20 protein-coding genes are annotated in these 17345 nt (G+C 62.3%); 2 read left to right on the top strand and 18 right to left on the bottom strand.

What is annotated here, in order from left to right; translation table 11 throughout:
* Nucleotides 1-3 precede the first annotated feature (3 nt).
* From P775_RS17830 to P775_RS17775, 12 genes are all read right to left on the bottom strand, one after another.
* Nucleotides 4-657 (bottom strand): phage tail tape measure protein, encoded by a 654-nt coding sequence (locus P775_RS17830; RefSeq protein ID WP_099912244.1) that lies wholly within the window; start codon nt 655-657, stop codon nt 4-6.
* Nucleotides 650-859: a rcc01693 family protein gene (locus P775_RS17825; protein WP_099912243.1), complete on the bottom strand. Its 210-nt coding sequence runs from the start codon at nt 857-859 to the stop codon at nt 650-652. Before P775_RS17825 ends, P775_RS17830 begins: the two co-directional genes overlap by 8 nt.
* Nucleotides 852-1181, bottom strand: a complete 330-nt coding sequence (locus P775_RS17820) for a gene transfer agent family protein (protein ID WP_099912242.1) — start codon at nt 1179-1181, stop codon at nt 852-854. Before P775_RS17820 ends, P775_RS17825 begins: the two co-directional genes overlap by 8 nt.
* Nucleotides 1182-1184: 3 nt before the next feature.
* Nucleotides 1185-1601: a phage major tail protein, TP901-1 family gene (locus P775_RS17815; RefSeq protein WP_099912241.1), complete on the bottom strand. Its 417-nt coding sequence runs from the start codon at nt 1599-1601 to the stop codon at nt 1185-1187.
* 63 nt (nt 1602-1664) lie between these two features.
* Nucleotides 1665-2072 carry a DUF3168 domain-containing protein gene (locus tag P775_RS17810; protein WP_099912240.1) on the bottom strand — a complete coding sequence of 136 codons (408 nt, stop codon included), beginning with the start codon at nt 2070-2072 and terminating at the stop codon, nt 1665-1667.
* Nucleotides 2069-2407 (bottom strand): head-tail adaptor protein, encoded by a 339-nt coding sequence (locus tag P775_RS17805; protein ID WP_245875748.1) that lies wholly within the window; start codon nt 2405-2407, stop codon nt 2069-2071. Before P775_RS17805 ends, P775_RS17810 begins: the two co-directional genes overlap by 4 nt.
* The gene (locus P775_RS17800) at nt 2404-3042 is read right to left on the bottom strand and encodes a head-tail connector protein (RefSeq protein ID WP_099912238.1); all 639 of its coding nucleotides are present in this window, start codon (nt 3040-3042) and stop codon (nt 2404-2406) included. The genes P775_RS17805 and P775_RS17800 overlap by 4 nt, the downstream gene beginning before the upstream one ends.
* A gap of 170 nt (nt 3043-3212) precedes the next feature.
* Nucleotides 3213-4490 (bottom strand): phage major capsid protein, encoded by a 1278-nt coding sequence (locus tag P775_RS17795; RefSeq protein ID WP_099912237.1) that lies wholly within the window; start codon nt 4488-4490, stop codon nt 3213-3215.
* Nucleotides 4426-4968, bottom strand: coding sequence for an HK97 family phage prohead protease (locus P775_RS17790; RefSeq protein WP_099912442.1), 543 nt, complete (start codon nt 4966-4968; stop codon nt 4426-4428). The genes P775_RS17795 and P775_RS17790 overlap by 65 nt, the downstream gene beginning before the upstream one ends.
* 167 nt (nt 4969-5135) lie before the next feature.
* Nucleotides 5136-5363 (bottom strand): GTA head formation protein, RCAP_rcc01685 family, encoded by a 228-nt coding sequence (locus tag P775_RS17785; RefSeq protein ID WP_099912236.1) that lies wholly within the window; start codon nt 5361-5363, stop codon nt 5136-5138.
* Nucleotides 5356-6543 carry a phage portal protein gene (locus tag P775_RS17780; RefSeq protein ID WP_099912235.1) on the bottom strand — a complete coding sequence of 396 codons (1188 nt, stop codon included), beginning with the start codon at nt 6541-6543 and terminating at the stop codon, nt 5356-5358. Before P775_RS17780 ends, P775_RS17785 begins: the two co-directional genes overlap by 8 nt.
* Before the next feature lie 177 nt (nt 6544-6720).
* On the bottom strand, nt 6721-8073 hold the full coding sequence (locus tag P775_RS17775) for a DNA-packaging protein (RefSeq protein WP_180287502.1): 1353 nt from the start codon (nt 8071-8073) through the stop codon (nt 6721-6723).
* Between the two features lie 613 nt (nt 8074-8686).
* Here P775_RS17775 and P775_RS17765 point away from each other — a divergent pair.
* A complete protein-coding gene (locus P775_RS17765) occupies nt 8687-9463 on the top strand; it encodes a fumarylacetoacetate hydrolase family protein (protein ID WP_099912233.1) in 777 nt (258 codons plus the stop codon).
* A 203-nt stretch (nt 9464-9666) separates the two neighbouring features.
* Here P775_RS17765 and mltG read toward each other — a convergent pair whose 3' ends face one another.
* The 3 genes from mltG to P775_RS17750 all read right to left on the bottom strand — a co-directional run bounded on the left by mltG (nt 9667) and on the right by P775_RS17750 (nt 13011).
* A complete protein-coding gene (gene mltG, locus P775_RS17760) occupies nt 9667-10830 on the bottom strand; it encodes an endolytic transglycosylase MltG (protein WP_099912232.1) in 1164 nt (387 codons plus the stop codon).
* Nucleotides 10830-12089 carry a beta-ketoacyl-ACP synthase II gene (fabF, locus tag P775_RS17755; protein WP_099912231.1) on the bottom strand — a complete coding sequence of 420 codons (1260 nt, stop codon included), beginning with the start codon at nt 12087-12089 and terminating at the stop codon, nt 10830-10832. The genes mltG and fabF overlap by 1 nt, the downstream gene beginning before the upstream one ends.
* 127 nt (nt 12090-12216) lie before the next feature.
* Complete coding sequence (locus P775_RS17750) at nt 12217-13011, bottom strand: glycosyl transferase (RefSeq protein WP_099912230.1); 795 nt, start codon at nt 13009-13011, stop codon at nt 12217-12219.
* Nucleotides 13012-13182: 171 nt separating this feature from the next.
* On the opposite strand from P775_RS17750, the gene P775_RS17745 reads away from it, so the two are divergent.
* Nucleotides 13183-13440, top strand: a complete 258-nt coding sequence (locus P775_RS17745; protein WP_099912229.1) for a DUF2934 domain-containing protein — start codon at nt 13183-13185, stop codon at nt 13438-13440.
* 18 nt (nt 13441-13458) lie between these two features.
* Here the strand turns inward: P775_RS17745 and P775_RS17740 are convergent, their stop codons facing one another.
* The 3 genes from P775_RS17740 to argE form a co-directional block, all read right to left on the bottom strand.
* The gene (locus tag P775_RS17740; RefSeq protein ID WP_099912228.1) at nt 13459-14622 is read right to left on the bottom strand and encodes a M20 aminoacylase family protein; all 1164 of its coding nucleotides are present in this window, start codon (nt 14620-14622) and stop codon (nt 13459-13461) included.
* Nucleotides 14623-14754: 132 nt separating this feature from the next.
* Nucleotides 14755-16098: an NAD(P)/FAD-dependent oxidoreductase gene (locus P775_RS17735; RefSeq protein WP_099912227.1), complete on the bottom strand. Its 1344-nt coding sequence runs from the start codon at nt 16096-16098 to the stop codon at nt 14755-14757.
* Entirely contained in the window at nt 16095-17258 is a 1164-nt protein-coding gene (gene argE, locus P775_RS17730) for an acetylornithine deacetylase (RefSeq protein WP_099912226.1), read from the bottom strand. The genes P775_RS17735 and argE overlap by 4 nt, the downstream gene beginning before the upstream one ends.
* Nucleotides 17259-17345 lie beyond the last annotated feature (87 nt).

Raw genomic sequence — 17345 nt, 5'->3', positions numbered from 1 at the left:
CATTCAGCGATTGCGCTGACCCTGGCCCAGCGCACGCCCCATCTGGGCGGCGATCTGGCTCTGGCTGCGCTTGAACCCCTGCACATCCGGGGTCGAAATGTTCATCACCACCGTCACAGGCGCTGATCCAGCCGACGCACGCACACCCAACCGGCCGTCCGCACCCCGCGCCAGAGGCATGATCGCCTCGGGTCCCGCCTCGCCCATCAGCCCGGTGCCGCCGCGCATCGGAAATTGCATCGGACCGGACACGACGCCGCCGCTGGCGAAAGGCATGACACGTCCTTGGGAAAAGCTCGCCCCATTCGCGAAAGGCGAAACGCTCCCGAACAGGCCGCCGATCCCCGCGCTCAGCAGCCCGCTGACATGGTCCGCCACCGGTTTCACAGCCGCGCGATAGGCCGCGGAAATCATGCTGCTGGCGACCGTTTGCAAGGCATAAGACAGCTTTGCACCGTCCAACACGACACCGTCGATCGCCTTGGACAGGCCCCGGCTGAGCGAGGATTCAAAGCGCGCCACGCCACGTCCAGTGTCGGAAAAAGTCTCGTGGATGCGGATCATCTCGGCATTAAAATCCGCCGCCATGCCGCTGGCACCCTGAAGCGAAGTTTCCAAAGCATCCACCTGATCTGCCAATGTCTCGAATTCAGTCATCCCGCATTCCTCTCTTGTCCGGATAGGCGGCGGCCAGCTCTTCCAGCCGGGCGCGGCCCATGGGCGCAGCGCCCGCGTCGCTGCCCAGAAGCAGCTGCAACTCTGCCGGGGTAAGCGCCCAGAACTGGTCCGGGGTCAGCCCGAGGCCGCGCAGACCCGCACGCATCAGCGCGGCCCAGTCAAAGGACGGAGCTTCAGCCATTGTCGGCGTCCGCTGGCAACATGAAGGCCCGCGCCAGCAGCTCGGCCGCAGCCCGGGCCGCAGCCATCGGGCCGCCCTCGATCTCGGCTGCCAGCAAATCAGCAGCCCCACCCTGCCAGCCGCCACCGCGAAGGCCCGCCACGATCAGTAACAGCACATCGCGGCTGGAAAAGCGCGCGCCCTCGAACCGCTCGACCAACGCGACAAGCGAACCGCTCTCCAGTCCCGCCTCAAGTTCAGCCAGCGACCCCAGGGTCAGCCGCATGACATGCGGTACCCCATCAACGACCAGTGCAACCTCTCCCCGCCACGGATTGGCCATGGCTCAGGCCGCCGCCACAAAACTGAGGCGGCCGGCAGAGGCCAGCGACATTTCATATGTCGCTTCACCATTATGCGATCCCGCATATTCCAAACTGGTCACCTGAAACGCGCCCTCAACCACGCCAAAATCAGGAATGACCACCTGAAAATTCGGTGTCTCGCCGTCGAAAAAGATCTGCCGAGCGCGTTCATCGGTGCTTTCATCCCTGAACACACCCGAACCGGAAATTGCCGCCGTTTTGACACCTGCCCCCGCCAGAAGCTCGCGCCATCCGCCCTGACTTTCCAGTGATGTCACATCGACCGTCTCGGCATTGAAGCTCACTCGCGTCGCACGCAGGCCCGCAATTGTCTGGAACGCGCCATCTCCGGTCAGATCCACCTTGATCAGAAGGTCCTTGCCATTCTGGGCACCCATATCCGTTACTCCATTGATCGTGTTACATGAAACTTACGCGCCATCTTGCGGCAGCGTCACGGGTCAGACATCCTCGACCCGGGCGCGAAAGGTCATCTCGACCCGGCGCACCGTCGCACTTTCGCGTTTGGCCTGCGCGCGCAGGAACCGCAGTCCGACCAGCCGACCACGATCCAGCATGAGGTCGGCGTCCTGCAGCGCATCACTGACCGCGACGGCGACTTCCTTAGCAGCGTGAAAACCTGACTGCTCGGTGATCACGGCAACCGTCAGATCATGCCAGGCGCCGGTTCCTAATGCATCGGATGCGTCCCGGACCTTTTCCGCTCCAAGCGTAAGATAAAGATCCGGTAATGGTCCCGACGGCAAAGAGTCGTAGATATCGCTGCCGACCCGGGCACTGACAGCCGCATCAGCCAATAGATGCTGATAGACCGCAGCCTGCAGGGCGGCTGCATTTGCATAGCTCATGACGCCACCTCCTCTTCGGAAAGGCAGCTCAGATATCGCCCCTGAGTATCCGCTTCGGTCACGACCAGAATGCGAAACCTGCGCAACCCCAACAGCAGGCGCTGACCAGGCGCGGGTCGGTTGGATTGTCCCGGAGGTGCGGCACGCACCATGATGCGATAGCTCGCGGTAGACAAAGGCCCTGTTTCCCCCGTCGTTTCGCGCCCGGTGCGGGGCATCAGCTCTCCCCAAAGGATTCCCAGAACGGCCCAGCTGGCCGTCTGGCCCCCCGCACCATCCGGCATGGACATCGGTGTCTCAAGGACAAGCCGATGCTTCAGAACAGGCGGCGTCACGAGGTAAACCCCATCCGCACCGCGCAGTAGCGCGCAATCAGGCTGGTCACACCAAAGGGCATGCATCCCTGGCTCAGCCCGACATCATGGCGGTATTCATCATAATGCGCAGCCAGCATCAGCACAGCCTGGGCAATATCCGCAGGCAGTTCCTCGAACGTCGACGCAAGACCAGCGGTGAAGCGTATCATCGCAGTGGCGTCCGTAGGAATTGTCGGAAAACAACCAGAGCGCATTCGCAGGCATGGCACATGTGCGTCAAAATCAACACGATAACGCGTTGGATCAACAACCTGAATCACTCCCGGCTCTCCGACAAGGATCAGCGGATCCAGAATCGTGTCCGGCTCTATCAGCCGGAACAGGCTGACCTCTGCCACAGAAACCACCGGCGCCACGGGAAAGGGCTGGCGATCCACGCTGTTCCATTCGCTCAAAAGCAGCTGAAAGCTGCGTCGCAGCAGTACCTTTCCGGTCCGCCCTTCGATCGCCGCAATGGCGGCCCGCAGGAACGAGGCCAGAAGGGTATTCTGAAGGTCATCTTCGGCAAAACCGCTGCCCAGCCTCAAGTGCCGCTTCAGCGACTCAACCGGCAGCGCCGCTTCAGCCACCAAGGTCTCTTCGACTAACATCATGATCTTTCTCCGCAAACCTCTCTGGGCCCCCCGAAATCGGGGAAAGACGGGCGCGCACCACTCACGTTGCTCGGACGGAGGGGATCAGCTAGACAACGCAAGCTTTCACACGGGTGCGCGCCCCATGGCGGCTGACCTCTCAGCCCACCCCCATGTTCAGGCGATCAGGCTCAGGCCAGGCTGCAGCGCAGTACCTTGATCGCGGCAAAATCGCTCACATCTCCGCCCACACGTTTGGTCGCGTAGAAAAGGACATGAGGCTTGGCACTGAAGGGATCGCGCAGAATCCGCAGATCGGGGCGTTCGGCAATGGTGTAGCCGGCCGAGAAGTTCCCGAAAGCAATGGCACAAGAGCCACTTGCGACATCGGGCATATCCTCTGCGATCAGCACCGGATAACCCAGCAGGCGCGCAGGCTCGCCCGCGCTGAACCCATCGGACCACAGGTGGCGACCATCCGCGTCCTTGAGCTTGCGCAGGCTGCCGGCAGTCTTCGAATTCATAACGAATGTTGCACCGGCGCGGTATTGTGCGCCCAGCGCATAGACCAGATCAATGATCGCATCGCCATCGCCGATGCCGCCGTTGACGCCGGTTGGCACATAGCCGATCTTGCCCCAGGTCCAGACAGAGTTCCCAACCAGTGTGTGGTTCAGGAAACCGCGCGGCTTGTCCACTCCGTCACCGCTGACAAAAGCCGCCGCTTCGGCACGGGCAAATTTGTCGGCAATCCGGCCTGCCAGCCAGGCCTCGATGTCAAAGGCGGAATCGTCCAGCAAGCGCTGGCTGGCCTTCGGCAGGGCGTTCAGTTCGAACAACGGGATCGAGATCCGGTCGATCTGCGGTGTGCCCGTCTCAGCGGTCGACGCCGTCTCGTTCGCCCAACCTGCACCGGCATCGTTGCGGTCGATCAGCACATCAAAAGACGACGCTTCGACGTTGACCACATTGGCAATCGCGCGGATCGAGGCGGTCGCGGCCAGAACCGACTTCACCGTCTCCGATGTTGCCGGATCGACAAGATAACCGCCATCGCTGTTGACGGTCGTGGACATCGCCTTGCCTTCGATCTCGAGACCGCGCAGTCCGTCGTCATCCCCGGAACGTAAATAGGCATTGAACGCCTTCTGATGGGGTGCCGACAGATCGGCAGAGGCTGACAGCGCAGGGCGCGCGCTACGGAGGGATTTTCGATCAATCATGGTCATACGCTCATCCTGTTGCTGCATTTTTCCGTAAAGGTCGGCTTTCAAAGCCTTGATATCCCCGACAAGTCCCGCAATTGCAGAGCTTACCCGGGTGGCCGGAGACAGATCTTCCCCGGTCCGAGAATGGGTCTCGGCTGTTGTCATCTCAGTGATGTCCTTTGCTAAAAGGCTGGCGTCAGGTGCCGGCCATTTCCCGGCGCGCACCCTCAAGCGCCTGCGCCAACTTGCACAGCACGGCATCGTCCAGGGTTTCCCCCTTCGCCGCCACCCGCGCACTGGGAAGCATCGGGAATGTCACCAGCGACACCTCCCAAAGCTCCAGTTCCGTCAAGAGCCGCTGGCCCTTGTCATTTTTTGTGGACCGCAGCGTGCGGTAGCCGATCGACAAGCCGTCAATCGCGCCGGCCGCGATCAGCGCCGCCGCCTCGCGGCCCTTCTCGACCGTATCCAGCAGCCGGCCCTTGACGTAGAGACCGCGCGCATCCTCGCGCACCTCGTCCCAGATCCCGATGGGCTGAGCCGGGTCATGCTGCCAGAGCATCTTGACCGCACGTCCCTCAGCCGACAGCCGCTTGAGAGAGGCCATGTAAGCCCCTGCCGCCACCACATCATTGCCCTGATCGCAGGCCCCAAAGAGCGAGGCATAGCCTTCAATTCTCGTGCCCTCGATCACCCGCACCTCAGAGTCGAAACGACAGAATTTATGTTCCAGAGTCATGTCCCAACCTTTCCATTTCAGACGTTCCATTTCGGGCACCCAAAATTGTTATAAAATTTGGCCCTCAGGGCGTCCCACCTTTCACCTGAAACACACGCATCGCTTTTCGCTTTGGAGGCGCAGCCAACAGGCCGCGAACAAGCGGTTCAAGTTTAAGGCGAAACGCTTTAATGTGCCGCGTCCAGCAAGCCCTGCAACGCCTGTGCCAGGATCACCCCAACCACACCGTAGACCGTCAGCCACAGCCGCCGCTCCAGACGCTCGATCAGCGCTTCGATCCGTTCCAGCCGCGCATCCAGCGTCGTGAATTGCAGTGCCGACAACCTCTCATGTGCCTCAAGCTTCAGCCCCGGCGCACAGTCAAAAGCTTCAAACCCCAGCCGCCGCTCAGTCATTCTTGGCCTCATCCAGCGCAGGCAGGCCCAGCAAGACGCGCTTTTCCGCTGCGCTCAGAAACTCCGCCGCCGCAACGCGCGCCCATTGCGCATCGCGCTCCGATGCAAGCGCCGGAACCTGATCCAGATCCGGTTTCAGCTCCAGCGCTTCGCCCGCATAGGCCGACAGCCACGCCGAAACCGATGCCGCGACCCGCGTTGCCAGCGGCAGCACCGTCAGACGATAAAACGCCCTGTGCGCCTCCTGATAATTCGCGAAGGTTGCCTCGCCCGGAATGCCCAGCAGCATCGGCGGCACACCAAAGGCCACCGCGATTTCGCGCGCCGCCGCCTCCTTGGTCTTCTGGAACTCCATATCTGCAGGGGAAAAGCCCATCGGCTTCCAGTCGAGCCCGCCTTCCAGCAGCATCGGCCGCCCGGCATTGCGCGCGCCCTGATGATGCGTCTCCATTTCCGACACCAGCCGTTCATACTGCTCCCGGCTCATCTGCCCGCCCGCGCCATCAGTCGACTGATACACAATCGCCCCCGACGGCCGCGCCGCATTGTCCAGCAGCCCCTTGGACCAGCGGCTGGCCGCATTGTGCACATCGAGAGCCGACGCCGCCGCCTGCATCGGCGAAAGGCCGTAATGATCGTCCTGCGGATGAAAGCTCTTGATGTGGCAGATGGGCGAGACCTCTCCGGTCACATCAAACCGGTGCTTGCGCCCGCCCACCGCATATTCATAGGCCACCGGCCAGCCATCCGCGCCCGGCACCAGCCGCATCCGCTCAGACCGCAGCACATGCAACTCCAGAGGCACCGACTGATCGCTCATCACGGCCTCAAGATAACCGTCCCCGGACAACAGAAGCTGGCCGTACAGCGCCTCGAACAGTTCTGCACGGCCCTGCGCCCCGTTCGGACGACGCACCAGCGCCATCACCGGATGCTCCTCGTACCGCCGCTGGCGATCCTGCAGAACCAAAGGCAGCGCCGCTGCCGCCTCCGCAATCAGCTTGACGGCGCGAAACCCCACCGGATTGCCGGCAAAGCCCGTCCGGGTCAGCGTCGCCGTATCGCGCGGGCTCCAAGCCACCCGCCCCGCGCTCAGATGTGCCACCACAGGGCCTGTCGCGCTTGCCTTGAGTTCGGGCGCATCTGTCTCTGCGCGGCGTCGCAGGAATTGAAAAACCATTCGTCTCGCTCCTCAGGTTCCGGTCTCGTCAGGGCACAGGGGCACCCCCGCCGGGGCCATCACGCGCCCCCGCCCGATCCATTTGCTCTCTTGGTGAACCGCTCTCTGCGGGCTTGCGACAGGCGGGCCTGTCATCCTCAAAAACCACCCTAGTCAGACAGGGTTAACAACGCTTCATCACAGCGTGCGCAGCCTCGGGTGGCGCCATGTGGCAGCTGGCAGAATAAGCAGCTCGCTCAGCGCCCAGACCAGTGCATCCACGCGGTCGGGGCTGCCCTTGCCCGCATAGCCCTGCCTGCTCATCCGGCACATCTGATCTTCCAGCAGACCTAGGCCGCGCGCATGAGCGACCCGCCCCTGCTCATACAGCGCCGCCACCGGTTCCGCCCGCGCAACCTTGCCCTTGGCCGCATGGACCTTGGTCACCGGCAGCAGCGGATCGATCTGACGCAGCACCGTCTCGACCATGTCACCGCCCTGGTTGACCTCCGCCACCAGGCGGTCCGCCCCCCATTTTTCCATGGCCTGCACGGCGGCATTCGCCCAGCCCAGTGGCCCCAGCCCCTGCACGCTGCAATCCTCCAGCACGACGGCACGCCAGTCTTGCGGCGGCCCGTTCGTCTGGGCACCCACCACGATGATACCGCATTCATCGGATCCCGCCTTGCCGGTCACCGGTGGATCCACCGCCACGACGATGCGATCAAAGGCAGGCAGATCTTCGATCCCAAGCGCCTCCAGCGCGGCGCGGCTCCACAGGGCCCCTTCCACATCCTCCAAAAGCACGCCGTCCAGCTCCTGCCGCCCCAGTCGGGTCCCGTCGTAGCGCGCCCTGACCTCTTCCAGAAAGGACTCCGCCAGATTGGCCTTGTTGGTTTCGGTTGTGGCATGGGTCACCACCGTCGAAGACGAAGCCAGCAGCTCTTTCAACACACCCACATTCCGCGGCGTCGTCGTTGCGCAGACCTGTGGACGCTCTCCCAGGCGCAGACCGAACTGCAGCATGTCCCAGGTGTCCTGACCCTTTTTCCATTTCGCCAGCTCATCCACCCAGGCCGCATCAAACTGCGGCCCGCGCAGGGATTCAGGATCATGCGCCGAAAACGCCATCGCCTCAGCCCCATTCGGCCAGCGCAGCGTCTTGCGCGTCGCCGACCAGACGGGACGGCGATCCGGCGGTGAACAGGCGATGATCCCGCTTTCGCCAAAGATCATCACCTCCCGCACCTGATCCAGCGTCTCGCCCACCAGCGCCACACGCTTGCAGCGCCCCGGGTCCAGCGGCCGCGCCCCTTCGACAGCGGCACGCACCCATTCAGCACCCGCGCGAGTCTTGCCAGCCCCGCGCCCCCCCAGAATGACCCAAGAGCGCCAATTGCCGTCCGGGGGCAGCTGATGGTCCATCGCCCAGAATTCGAAAAGATACGGGAGAGCCAGAAGCTCTCCCTCACTGAGTTCGGAAATGAACTCATCCCTCACGGCAGCATCGACGGAGCCGAGCCAGGCGGCACCCGATTTCAGATCGTGCATGCTCAAGGTCAAGCCCGTAGCCATGGACAACACCTGCCCGTTGCTTTTCGACAATTTCAATTTCAGCCTCCGTTTCTCTGGCTGCCCTCAGCCAATAACGTGTGTCGGAAAGAAGCTGGCCAACCTCCCTAGTCTGGCCCAAATTCTCATCTTCAACCTTCGACCTCAGTGCGACGATCTGCTGTGTGATGCTCTTGAGTGTCTCCGCGATTTGCGCGCGTGTCGTTTCTAGTTCAGAAAGCCGTGTCTCTTGCCTGATCAACGTCATAGTCTGCCCATGCCTTCTTTCGTGGATCTCCGCCCTCGAACGAGACGAAAAAAGCGGCCAACCGGATGTCTCCGGGGCCGCTTGCTCATCTCTTCCAGCATGCAAAACAGATACCTCGGACCGTACGCAAAGTCAATCCGAATTCACAGCGAACGAGCCTTTAACCATTTGTTTAATAATTATTTATTGAAGCATATGCCTTTCTGAAAGCAGCGTTATCAAATCCCAAAACACTCAAACCTCACCATGCTGACGCGCAAATCCCGCCCCCTGTGGCAAAGCCCGCTTTCCTCCGTGACCGATATCTGAGACTGTCCTTTGCGTATCAGACGGAGGACAGATATCATGGAATGGGCACGCGCAACTTGTGCAGACGGACGCATTATAACCGGCGTGATCAGGGGGGATGCCCTGCATCCACGCGCACATCTCGGCGCCGAAGAAGACACCGGCGCGCCCGAGCCGCTGGCCAATCTCACCCTCCTCCCTCCCTGTACTCCGGCCAAATTCATCGGCCTCTGGAACAACTTCCATGCCGCCGCCGAACGCAATGGCTGGACCCCACCCGACCATCCGCTCTATTTCCTGAAACCGGATACGGCGCTTTCTGGTCCCGGCGCGACAGTGACCCTGCCCGCTTGCGCAGGCCGCGTCCTGTTCGAGGGCGAGCTGGGCATCGTCATCGGCAAGACCTGTCACAACGCCACCGCGGATCAAGCTCAGGATGCCATTTTCGGCTATACCTGTGTGAACGATCTGACCTCGATCGACATCCTGAACGCCGATCCATCCTTTCCACAATGGACCCGCGCAAAAGGGTTTGACGGCTTCGGGGTCATCGGGCCGGTGATCGCGACCGGGCTTGACTGGCAGGCGCTGACCATCAAGGTCCTGGTGGATGGCCGCGAGCGGCAATCCTATCCGGCTTCGGACATGATCATGCCCCCGTCCCAGATCGTCAGCTTGCTGTCACGCGACATGACGTTGCATCCCGGTGATGTCATCGCCTGCGGTACCTCTATCGGCGCGCGCCCGATCAAGGTCGGCAACAAGGTCGAGGTCGTGATCGAAGGAATCGGAACACTGACTGTGACGCTGGCGGCAGAGGATGCCGCAGGCTGAAGACTGTCCCGCGTCGGCAAAGCAGAACCTCGAACGCCCAGCCTCGAACCTGAAACACATTCATCGCTTTTCGCGTTGGAGGCGCAGCCCACAGGCAGCGAATAAGTGAGACAAGTTCAAGGCGGGATGCTTTAGCGCGGATAAGCAAAAAGGCGGGTTTCCATCGAAACCCGCCTCTTATCCAGTTACCCAAACAGCAATGCTCACTGATTGGCGCGCTCAGCCTCAAGCCGACGATAGGCCGCAACATTCGCATTATGCTCGGCCAGCGTCTCGGCAAAGACATGGCCATCCGCCGGATCCAGCGTCTTGGCGACGAAGTACACATAATCCGCCGTATCCGGGTTGAGCGCCGCCAGAATGCTCGCCCGTCCCGGGTTTGCAATAGGGGTCGGCGGCAGCCCCGCGATGACATAGGTGTTGTAGGGCGTCGATGCATCCAGTTCCGATCGGCGCAAACCACGCCCCAGAATGCCCTCACCGTTGGTGATCCCATAGATCACCGTCGGGTCCGTCTGCAGCCGCATTCCAGTGTTCAGGCGGTTCACAAACACTGCCGCCACCTGTTCACGCTCGGACGGGATGCCCGTCTCTTTCTCGACAATCGACGCCAGCACAAGCGCTTCTTCGGGTGTTTTCAGCGGCAGGTCCGGCGCGCGGTTGGCCCAGGCATTGGCAAGGATCAGCTCCTGTGCCTCCTGCATCCGCCCGATGACCGACGCCAGCGTATCCCCAGGCTGGATCTCGTAGCTGTCAGGCGCAAGCGTGCCTTCTGCGGGTATATCGATGACATCGCCTTCCAGCACATCAACCTCTCGCAGCTCGTTCACCACCTGCCAGCTGGTCACGCCCTCGGCCAGCGCGACGCGGAACCGCGTATCTGGCTTTTGCTTGACGGCATCATATTGTTCCGGTGCCGTGCCATCGGCAGGATTAAACTCGATCACATCCTCAAACCGGCCCGACACCGGATCCAGCTCGCGCACCTGCACATCCGCCTGATTGATGCCGACGCGGTACACAACTTCCGTGCCGCAGGTGCTCGCGCCGCCCTTGGTCACGATCTCCGTGATTTCCGACATCGAGGATCTTTCGGGCACCAGATAGCTGCCCGCCTTCAACTGCGCCGACTTTTCGGCGTAATCCGCGCCCAGCCGGAACAGGGTTCCGCTGCTGACCGCACCCTGGCTTACCAGCTCATCCGACACGCGCCGCATGTTCGACCCGCGCTGCACCGTGACGCAGATCGGCTGCGCCAAAGGGCCCGCATCAGAATATTCCTGCTGCGCCCAGATCAGCACACCGCCGGCCAGAAAGACCAACACCACAAGAAAGGTCAGCGCGTTAGAAGCGATATTGCGCCACATTAGTCCACCTTCCCGAAAATCACCGATGCGTTGGTGCCGCCAAACCCAAAGGAATTTGACAGCGCGTAACGCACCTTGCGTTCCCGCTTGGCATTGGGGGCAAGGTCCACCCGGCTTTCGACCTCTGGGTTGTCAAGGTTGATGGTCGGCGGCGCCACCTGATCGCGGATCGCGAGGATCGAAAAGATTGCCTCGATCGCGCCCGCAGCGCCCAGCAGGTGACCTGTCGCCGATTTGGTCGACGACATGGTGACGTTGGAAGCCGCATCTCCCAGCATCCGTTCAACCGCGGCAAGTTCGATGGTATCCGCCATGGTCGATGTGCCATGTGCGTTGATATAATCCAGATCCCCCGGCTGCAGACCGGCTTTTTTCAGCGCCATCCGCATGGACCGCTCAGCCCCGTCGCCATCCGATGCAGGCGCGGTGATGTGATAGGCATCACCCGACAGACCATAGCCCAGAACCTCGGCATAGATATGCGCACCACGCGCCTTGGCATGTTCGTATTCTTCCAGCACGACAATACCCGCGCCCTCGCCCATGACGAAACCGTCGCGGTCGCGGTCATAGGGACGGCTGGCCTTGGTTGGATCATCCGCATGGGCTGTGCTCAGCGCCTTGCAGGCGTTGAAACCAGCAATGCCGATCTCGCAGATCGCGCCCTCGGCCCCTCCGGCAATCATAACATCGGCATCATCATCGCGGATGATGCGCGCCGCATCGCCAATGGCATGGGCACCCGTGGAACAGGCCGTCACAACCGAATGATTCGGCCCCCGGAACCCAAAGCGTATCGACACCTGACCCGAGATCAGGTTGATCAGCGCCCCGGGAATAAAGAACGGGCTGACCCGGCGCGGGCCCTTTTCCTTGATCAGCAGGGCGGTCTGGGCAATGGAATTCAGCCCCCCGATCCCCGAGCCGATCATGACACCGGTGCGGTCCAGACTCTCGCGGTCCTCTGGGGCCCAACCGGAATCCTTCACCGCCTGTGCCGCAGCAGCCATCCCGAACAGGATGAAATCATCAACCTTGCGCTGCTCTTTCGGGCTCATCCAGTCATCAGCGTTGAACGTACCGTTACTGCCATCCCCCACCGGGACTTCGCAAGCATAGGTGGTGGCCAGAGCACTCGCATCGAAACGGGTGATCGGCCCCGCTCCTGATTGCCCGTCCAGCAGACGGCTCCAGCTCTCTTCGACCCCGCAGGCCAGCGGAGTCACAAGACCCAGGCCTGTTACCACTACTCGACGCATGCCTTTGCACCTTCTCTAAGTTGCTCTTGATCCCGCTCTTACCCTGCCGACGTGCAATGGGGCAAGACCATGCGCGCGCAGTCTGGCCAAGATCTGCCAGACACAAGCCTGTGCAACTGCACCAAAATCAGGCGAATTGCGCGCCCAGATCCGCCGTCGCCCGCGCAACCCAGTGGTCCTGCAGCCAGTCGCAGGGCTTGGAATAGCGGATCAGGGACTTGCCATAACCTTCAATCGCCTCTGGCATCTTGGGATGGCCGTGGAAACAGACAACCCTTGCGTCGTCGGGCAGCTGAGGTTTGCGGATGTAATTGCCCGGAAACGGGTTGCAGTCATATTTGAAGCTGACCACCCAAGGCTCGGGGATATAGACAAACTCACCGCGGTCCATCGCCTTGTGGCTGGTATAACGCTGCTCGGACCCGCGCGCCGTTTCCACCTCTTTATAGGGGTTGGCGGCAAGGTCGTCGTAAAGATAGCCGTGCACCTCGGGATCAAAGCGAAACACCGATCCGTGCCCGGTCGGCCGCCCCTTGCGCTTTTCCACCCAGTCGTGACGCATGGCCACCTTGCCCGGCTCCAGCGCCAGCAGCGGATCGAGCGATCCGGTGATCACCACATCAAGGTCAAAGCCCAGAAACGGCCCTTCCAGATCGCGCACCAACCCCCGGCGAAACAGCGAAGTCTTTCGCATCGCCCCCTGCCGGTTCGCCACTGCCAGTGCCGCATTCATCGGCTCCTGAAACGGCTCCTCCGGCAGCGGCAGAACCTCAATCTCCGGGTGCAAACCATCGGCTTGTTCCGTCATGCAAAAGAACCGCACCGGCACCGACAGATTGCGTCGCACCCCGGAGTACAGCCGGTTCACATATTCCGGGCCAAACAGCGTGCCCCATTTGATGCAGATGATATTGGCAACCACAGCCGTTTCCTCCGTGTTCCCTCGCCCTTAACGCGGAACTAACAGGCACACCAGCCCTGCATCGGGATGCAAGCGCTCCCTGAATGTCCTGGATTATTGCGCGTGCATACCACCCGGACCTAGGCTGAAGCCCGGACCACCCCGCAACATTCCAGCTCCCGGAGCACAAACATGCCCCAACCAGACGATTCAAAGATTGCCGAGGCCGCCTATCTGATCTGGCTCGATTCCGGCAAACCCGATGGCCAGGACGAGGCGCATTGGCACCGTGCCAAGCTGGCGCTGGCCGCAAAGGCCAACCGCAAACGTGCCAAGAAAGCCGCCAATGAGCCGGCCCCCGCCAAGGCGAAAGCCGCGCCAAAGGTAAAGACAGCTTCCAAAACCTCGGCCAAACCCCGGGCGCCGCGCAAGGCAAAGGCGCCCGAGTAGACCCACGCCAGAGGGCAATCAGGCGGCGGGCATCCGCCGCTCGACGATCTCGGCCCACCAGCTACAGCCCGCCGGGATCGCGTCGTCGTTGAAATTATATTCGGGGTGATGCACCGACGCCGTATCGCCATTGCCCACAAGAATATAGGCTCCGGGCCGCTCTTCGAGCATAAAGGCGAAGTCCTCACCCCCCATGACCAGCGGCGCCTCAGCACAATCGCCAGACACGGCGCGCGCCACATCTGCGGCAAATTTGGTCTGTTCTTCGCTGTTCACCATCACCGGATAGTTGCGCACATAGTTCAGCACCGCCTTGGCGCCCATCGCCTCGGCCACACCGTTGCAGATGGCCCCCATACGGCTCTCTGCAAGATCACGGTTTTCGTTGGACAGTGTGCGCACGGTGCCCTTGAGCATCACCCGCTGCGGAATGACGTTATAGGCCTTGGACGAGGATTCAATTGAGGTCACCGACACCACAAGCTGGCTCACCGGATCGGCATTGCGGCTGGTGATGCTTTGCAGCGCGGTGATGATATGCGCGGTCACAAGCGTGCTGTCGATGGTCTCATGCGGCTTGGCGGCATGACCACCCTTGCCCTCGATCGTGATGTCAAACAGGTCGGTTGCGGCAAAGAACGGGCCGGGCCGGATTGCAAATTTTCCCAGCGGCTGTCCCGGCCAGTTGTGCATGCCGTACACTTCCTGGATGCCGAACCGCTCCATCATCCCGTCCTTGCACATCTCGCGACCACCGCCGCCACCCTCTTCGGCAGGCTGAAAGATCACCGCGACAGAGCCGTCAAAGTTCCGCGTTTCCGCCAGATACTGCGCCGCCCCCAGCAGCATGGCCGTGTGACCGTCATGGCCACAGGCATGCATCGCCCCGGGATTGGTCGAGGCATAGTCCACACCGGTCTGTTCGGTGATCGGCAGCGCATCCATATCTGCGCGCAGCCCGATGACCTGCCCCTTGGTGTCGCTCTTGCCCTTGATGATGCCGACAACCCCGGTCCGCCCTATTCCCTCGACCACCTCGTCACAGCCAAAGGCCCGCAGCTTTTCCGCCACCAGCGCACTGGTACGGTGCGTCTCGAACAGCAATTCGGGATGGGCGTGCATATCGCGGCGCCATTCGGTAATATCAGAATGCAGTTCTGCAAAGCGGTTCTTGACCGGCATGAGGTCTCTCCTGTGTCAAATTCTGGCGCACCCTGCCCGAGCCGCCTGAGGGCTGCAAGGCGGCACATGTAAAACCAGCGCCGCCCGGCAGAAAATTACCTAGTGTTCTTCGGGCATTGGCCCAATCTTTGCTCAGATATTCGGCCCCGGCACCATCCGGCTGCCGTCGCTGAACCGCGCCATGCGGAACCGGCTCAGATCGTGCCCCGGTGCCTCGCCCCGCACCAGCGCCGCCGCGATACGGCCAAACGCCGGTCCAATGCCAAAGCCATGGCCGCACATGCCCGTCGCCACGGTCAGCCCCGGCAGGGCCGCCACACGGTCAACCACCGGCACCACATCGGGCAGCACGTCGATCATCCCCGCCCAGACCCTGCGCGGCTTGACCGGCCCAACCTCGGGGAACGCCTCTGCAAAGGCGTCACAGGCCTCCTGCGCCTTGGCCAGATTAGGCGGCGGCGTCAGGATGCGCATCCGCTCGAACGGCGATTCCTCGTCATCCGCCCAGTTGCGTGGCGTGCCCCAGGCATCGGGAAAGCCTGCGGGCGCGCGCACATGCAGACGCACATCAAAGCCACCGGATTTCAGCACCTGCAGGTATTTCGGAATCGCGCGCACCGCATCGGGGCCGACATAAAGTTCGGACAGGGTCGATGGCGCGATGGTATAACCGCCATCGGCCCGGGGCCGGAACGCCGTGCGGTGGTCCACTCCAGCCCCGCCCGTCACCTGCGGCAATGGCCCGGTTTCCAGCGCGGTGGAGCGCACCGAAAGCTGCGGAATGCTGACCCCATGACGCCGCAGGAACAGCGAAGACCACGCGCCCCCGGCCAGCAAAACCTCGCCCGTCTGGATGCGGCCCTTTTCGGTATGCACCCCCGCCACGCGGCCCGCCGCAATATCCAGCCCACGCACTGCGCAATCCTCGACAATCACCGCACCGGCCTCGCGCGCCAGACGCGCAAGCTCGGGCACCGCAACCCAGGGCTCGCCCTTCATGTCCGACGGCGTGTGCAGCGCACCGGGCCAGTCGCCCTTGATCCCCGGCAGCACAGTGGCAAGTTCGGCGCGCGACACCAGATGGCTGTCCAGACCATGGCCCGCCGCTGAATCAAGCCACGCCTGATAGGCCGCCATGTCCTGTTCGCGCCGCGCCAGATAGGTCACCCCCACCGTGCGCACGCCCAGCCGGCCGTGACATTCCGCGTCCAGATCGCGCCAGTGCTGCTGCGCCTCTTGCGCAATGGGGATCTCGGCCGGATCACGCCCCTGTGCGCGGATCCAGCCCCAGTTGCGCGAACTTTGCTCGGCCGCCACGCGGCCCTTTTCCAGCAGGGTGACCTGCACCCCCTGACGGGCCAGGAACAACGCCGCCGAAACGCCGATGACCCCGCCGCCGATCACCACAACCTCGGATGCGGCAGGCAAGGCTGCCGTATGCTCGGGCGCGTCGTCGCGTGTGAATGGGAACCTCATGCCGACAGATGCTCCAGAAGCCGCTCCATAAAGGCCTGACCCGCCTGAAACTGCGCCACGGTGATGTATTCATCCGGCTGATGCGCCTGCGCGATGTCGCCCGGCCCGCAGACCACGGCAGAATACCCCGCGCGCTGGAACTGGCCCGCTTCGGTGCCGTAAGAGACGACATTGACCGAATTGTCCCCGGTCAGCTGACGCACCAGACCCTCTGCCGCGCCCTCCTCTTCGGGGATCAGCGCAGGCACGTCGAACCGCTGCTCGACCTCGATCTTCGCATCGGGATGCACCGCCTGCATCGCGGCCTCGACCGCGCGCACCTCGACCATATAGGCGTCGCGCCAATCCTCAAGTTTTTCACCCGGCACCGCGCGGAAATCCATGCTGAACCGGCAATCCTTGGCGGTGATGTTATGCGCCGTCCCGCCCGAAATCATGCCCACATGCGCCGTGGTCCAGGGCGGCACAAAAGCCGCAGCCAGATCGCTGGGCGTGGCCGCACGGCTTTCGGCATTGCGCGCATTCGCCCATTCGATCAGCGGCGCGGCATACATGATCGCATTCACCCCGGTGTGCATCAGCGATGAATGCACTTCGAATCCCTGCACATGGGTCCAGAAACCCGCACCGCCCTTGTGGCCGGTCACGGCCTTCATCATCGACGGCTCACCCACGATCACGGCGGATGCCTTGGGCAGCGGGCCCTGCATCGCCTCGATCATCGGCGGCGCGCCGGTGCAGCCGATTTCCTCGTCATAGCTCAGCGCCAGTTGCAGCGGACGTTTCACGCCGCCATGATGCGCCTCGACCAATGCCCAGATCGCCAGCGCATCGAACCCCTTCATATCCGTGGTGCCACGCCCGTAGAGCTTGCCCTCACGCTCGACCACCACATAAGGGTCCGACGCCCAGGGCTGCCCATCCACAGGCACAACATCCGTATGCCCGGACAGCACCAGACCGCCTTCGATCTCGGGGCCGACATGGGCGAACAAGGCGGCCTTTTCGCCGGTTTCGTCATAGTGGCGATGGGCTTTGATGCCGTGGCTGTTCAAATAGTCCTCGACCCAGTCGATAAGCGGCAGGTTGCTGTCGCGGCTGACGGTGGGAAACGACACAAGCTTGTCCAGCAGATCACGCGGAGTCAGACGGGGAGGCATAGGAGTCCTTTCTGCATTATTTGCGCCGGACCATAGACCCATCAATCAGGAAGTCACAGGGGGGCAGATGTGTGTAATTGAGGCAGT

Origin of the sequence: Puniceibacterium antarcticum (assembly GCF_002760615.1) — a bacterium.
Taxonomy (GTDB): Bacteria; Pseudomonadota; Alphaproteobacteria; order Rhodobacterales; family Rhodobacteraceae; genus Puniceibacterium; species Puniceibacterium antarcticum.
Note: the sequence above shows the minus strand (reverse complement) of the source record. Positions and strands in the feature narration are given on the sequence as shown.

What these genes read in the sequence shown, in the direction of transcription:
- P775_RS17810 (WP_099912240.1), bottom strand. Translation starts at nt 2,072, where the DNA reads ATGAGCTATGCAAATGCAGCCGCCCTGCAGGCTGCGGTCTATCAGCAT.
- P775_RS17830 (WP_099912244.1), bottom strand. Translation starts at nt 657, where the DNA reads ATGACTGAATTCGAGACATTGGCAGATCAGGTGGATGCTTTGGAAACT.
- P775_RS17765 (WP_099912233.1), top strand. Translation starts at nt 8,687, where the DNA reads ATGGAATGGGCACGCGCAACTTGTGCAGACGGACGCATTATAACCGGC.
- P775_RS17735 (WP_099912227.1), bottom strand. Translation starts at nt 16,098, where the DNA reads ATGAGGTTCCCATTCACACGCGACGACGCGCCCGAGCATACGGCAGCC.
- P775_RS17775 (WP_180287502.1), bottom strand. Translation starts at nt 8,073, where the DNA reads ATGCACGATCTGAAATCGGGTGCCGCCTGGCTCGGCTCCGTCGATGCT.
- P775_RS17785 (WP_099912236.1), bottom strand. Translation starts at nt 5,363, where the DNA reads ATGACTGAGCGGCGGCTGGGGTTTGAAGCTTTTGACTGTGCGCCGGGG.
- mltG (WP_099912232.1), bottom strand. Translation starts at nt 10,830, where the DNA reads ATGTGGCGCAATATCGCTTCTAACGCGCTGACCTTTCTTGTGGTGTTG.
- fabF (WP_099912231.1), bottom strand. Translation starts at nt 12,089, where the DNA reads ATGCGTCGAGTAGTGGTAACAGGCCTGGGTCTTGTGACTCCGCTGGCC.
- P775_RS17820 (WP_099912242.1), bottom strand. Translation starts at nt 1,181, where the DNA reads ATGGCCAATCCGTGGCGGGGAGAGGTTGCACTGGTCGTTGATGGGGTA.
- P775_RS17780 (WP_099912235.1), bottom strand. Translation starts at nt 6,543, where the DNA reads ATGGTTTTTCAATTCCTGCGACGCCGCGCAGAGACAGATGCGCCCGAA.
- P775_RS17825 (WP_099912243.1), bottom strand. Translation starts at nt 859, where the DNA reads ATGGCTGAAGCTCCGTCCTTTGACTGGGCCGCGCTGATGCGTGCGGGT.
- argE (WP_099912226.1), bottom strand. Translation starts at nt 17,258, where the DNA reads ATGCCTCCCCGTCTGACTCCGCGTGATCTGCTGGACAAGCTTGTGTCG.
- P775_RS17740 (WP_099912228.1), bottom strand. Translation starts at nt 14,622, where the DNA reads ATGCCGGTCAAGAACCGCTTTGCAGAACTGCATTCTGATATTACCGAA.
- P775_RS17800 (WP_099912238.1), bottom strand. Translation starts at nt 3,042, where the DNA reads ATGATGTTAGTCGAAGAGACCTTGGTGGCTGAAGCGGCGCTGCCGGTT.
- P775_RS17795 (WP_099912237.1), bottom strand. Translation starts at nt 4,490, where the DNA reads ATGCCGTGCTGTGCAAGTTGGCGCAGGCGCTTGAGGGTGCGCGCCGGG.
- P775_RS17790 (WP_099912442.1), bottom strand. Translation starts at nt 4,968, where the DNA reads ATGACTCTGGAACATAAATTCTGTCGTTTCGACTCTGAGGTGCGGGTG.
- P775_RS17745 (WP_099912229.1), top strand. Translation starts at nt 13,183, where the DNA reads ATGCCCCAACCAGACGATTCAAAGATTGCCGAGGCCGCCTATCTGATC.
- P775_RS17815 (WP_099912241.1), bottom strand. Translation starts at nt 1,601, where the DNA reads ATGGGTGCCCAGAATGGCAAGGACCTTCTGATCAAGGTGGATCTGACC.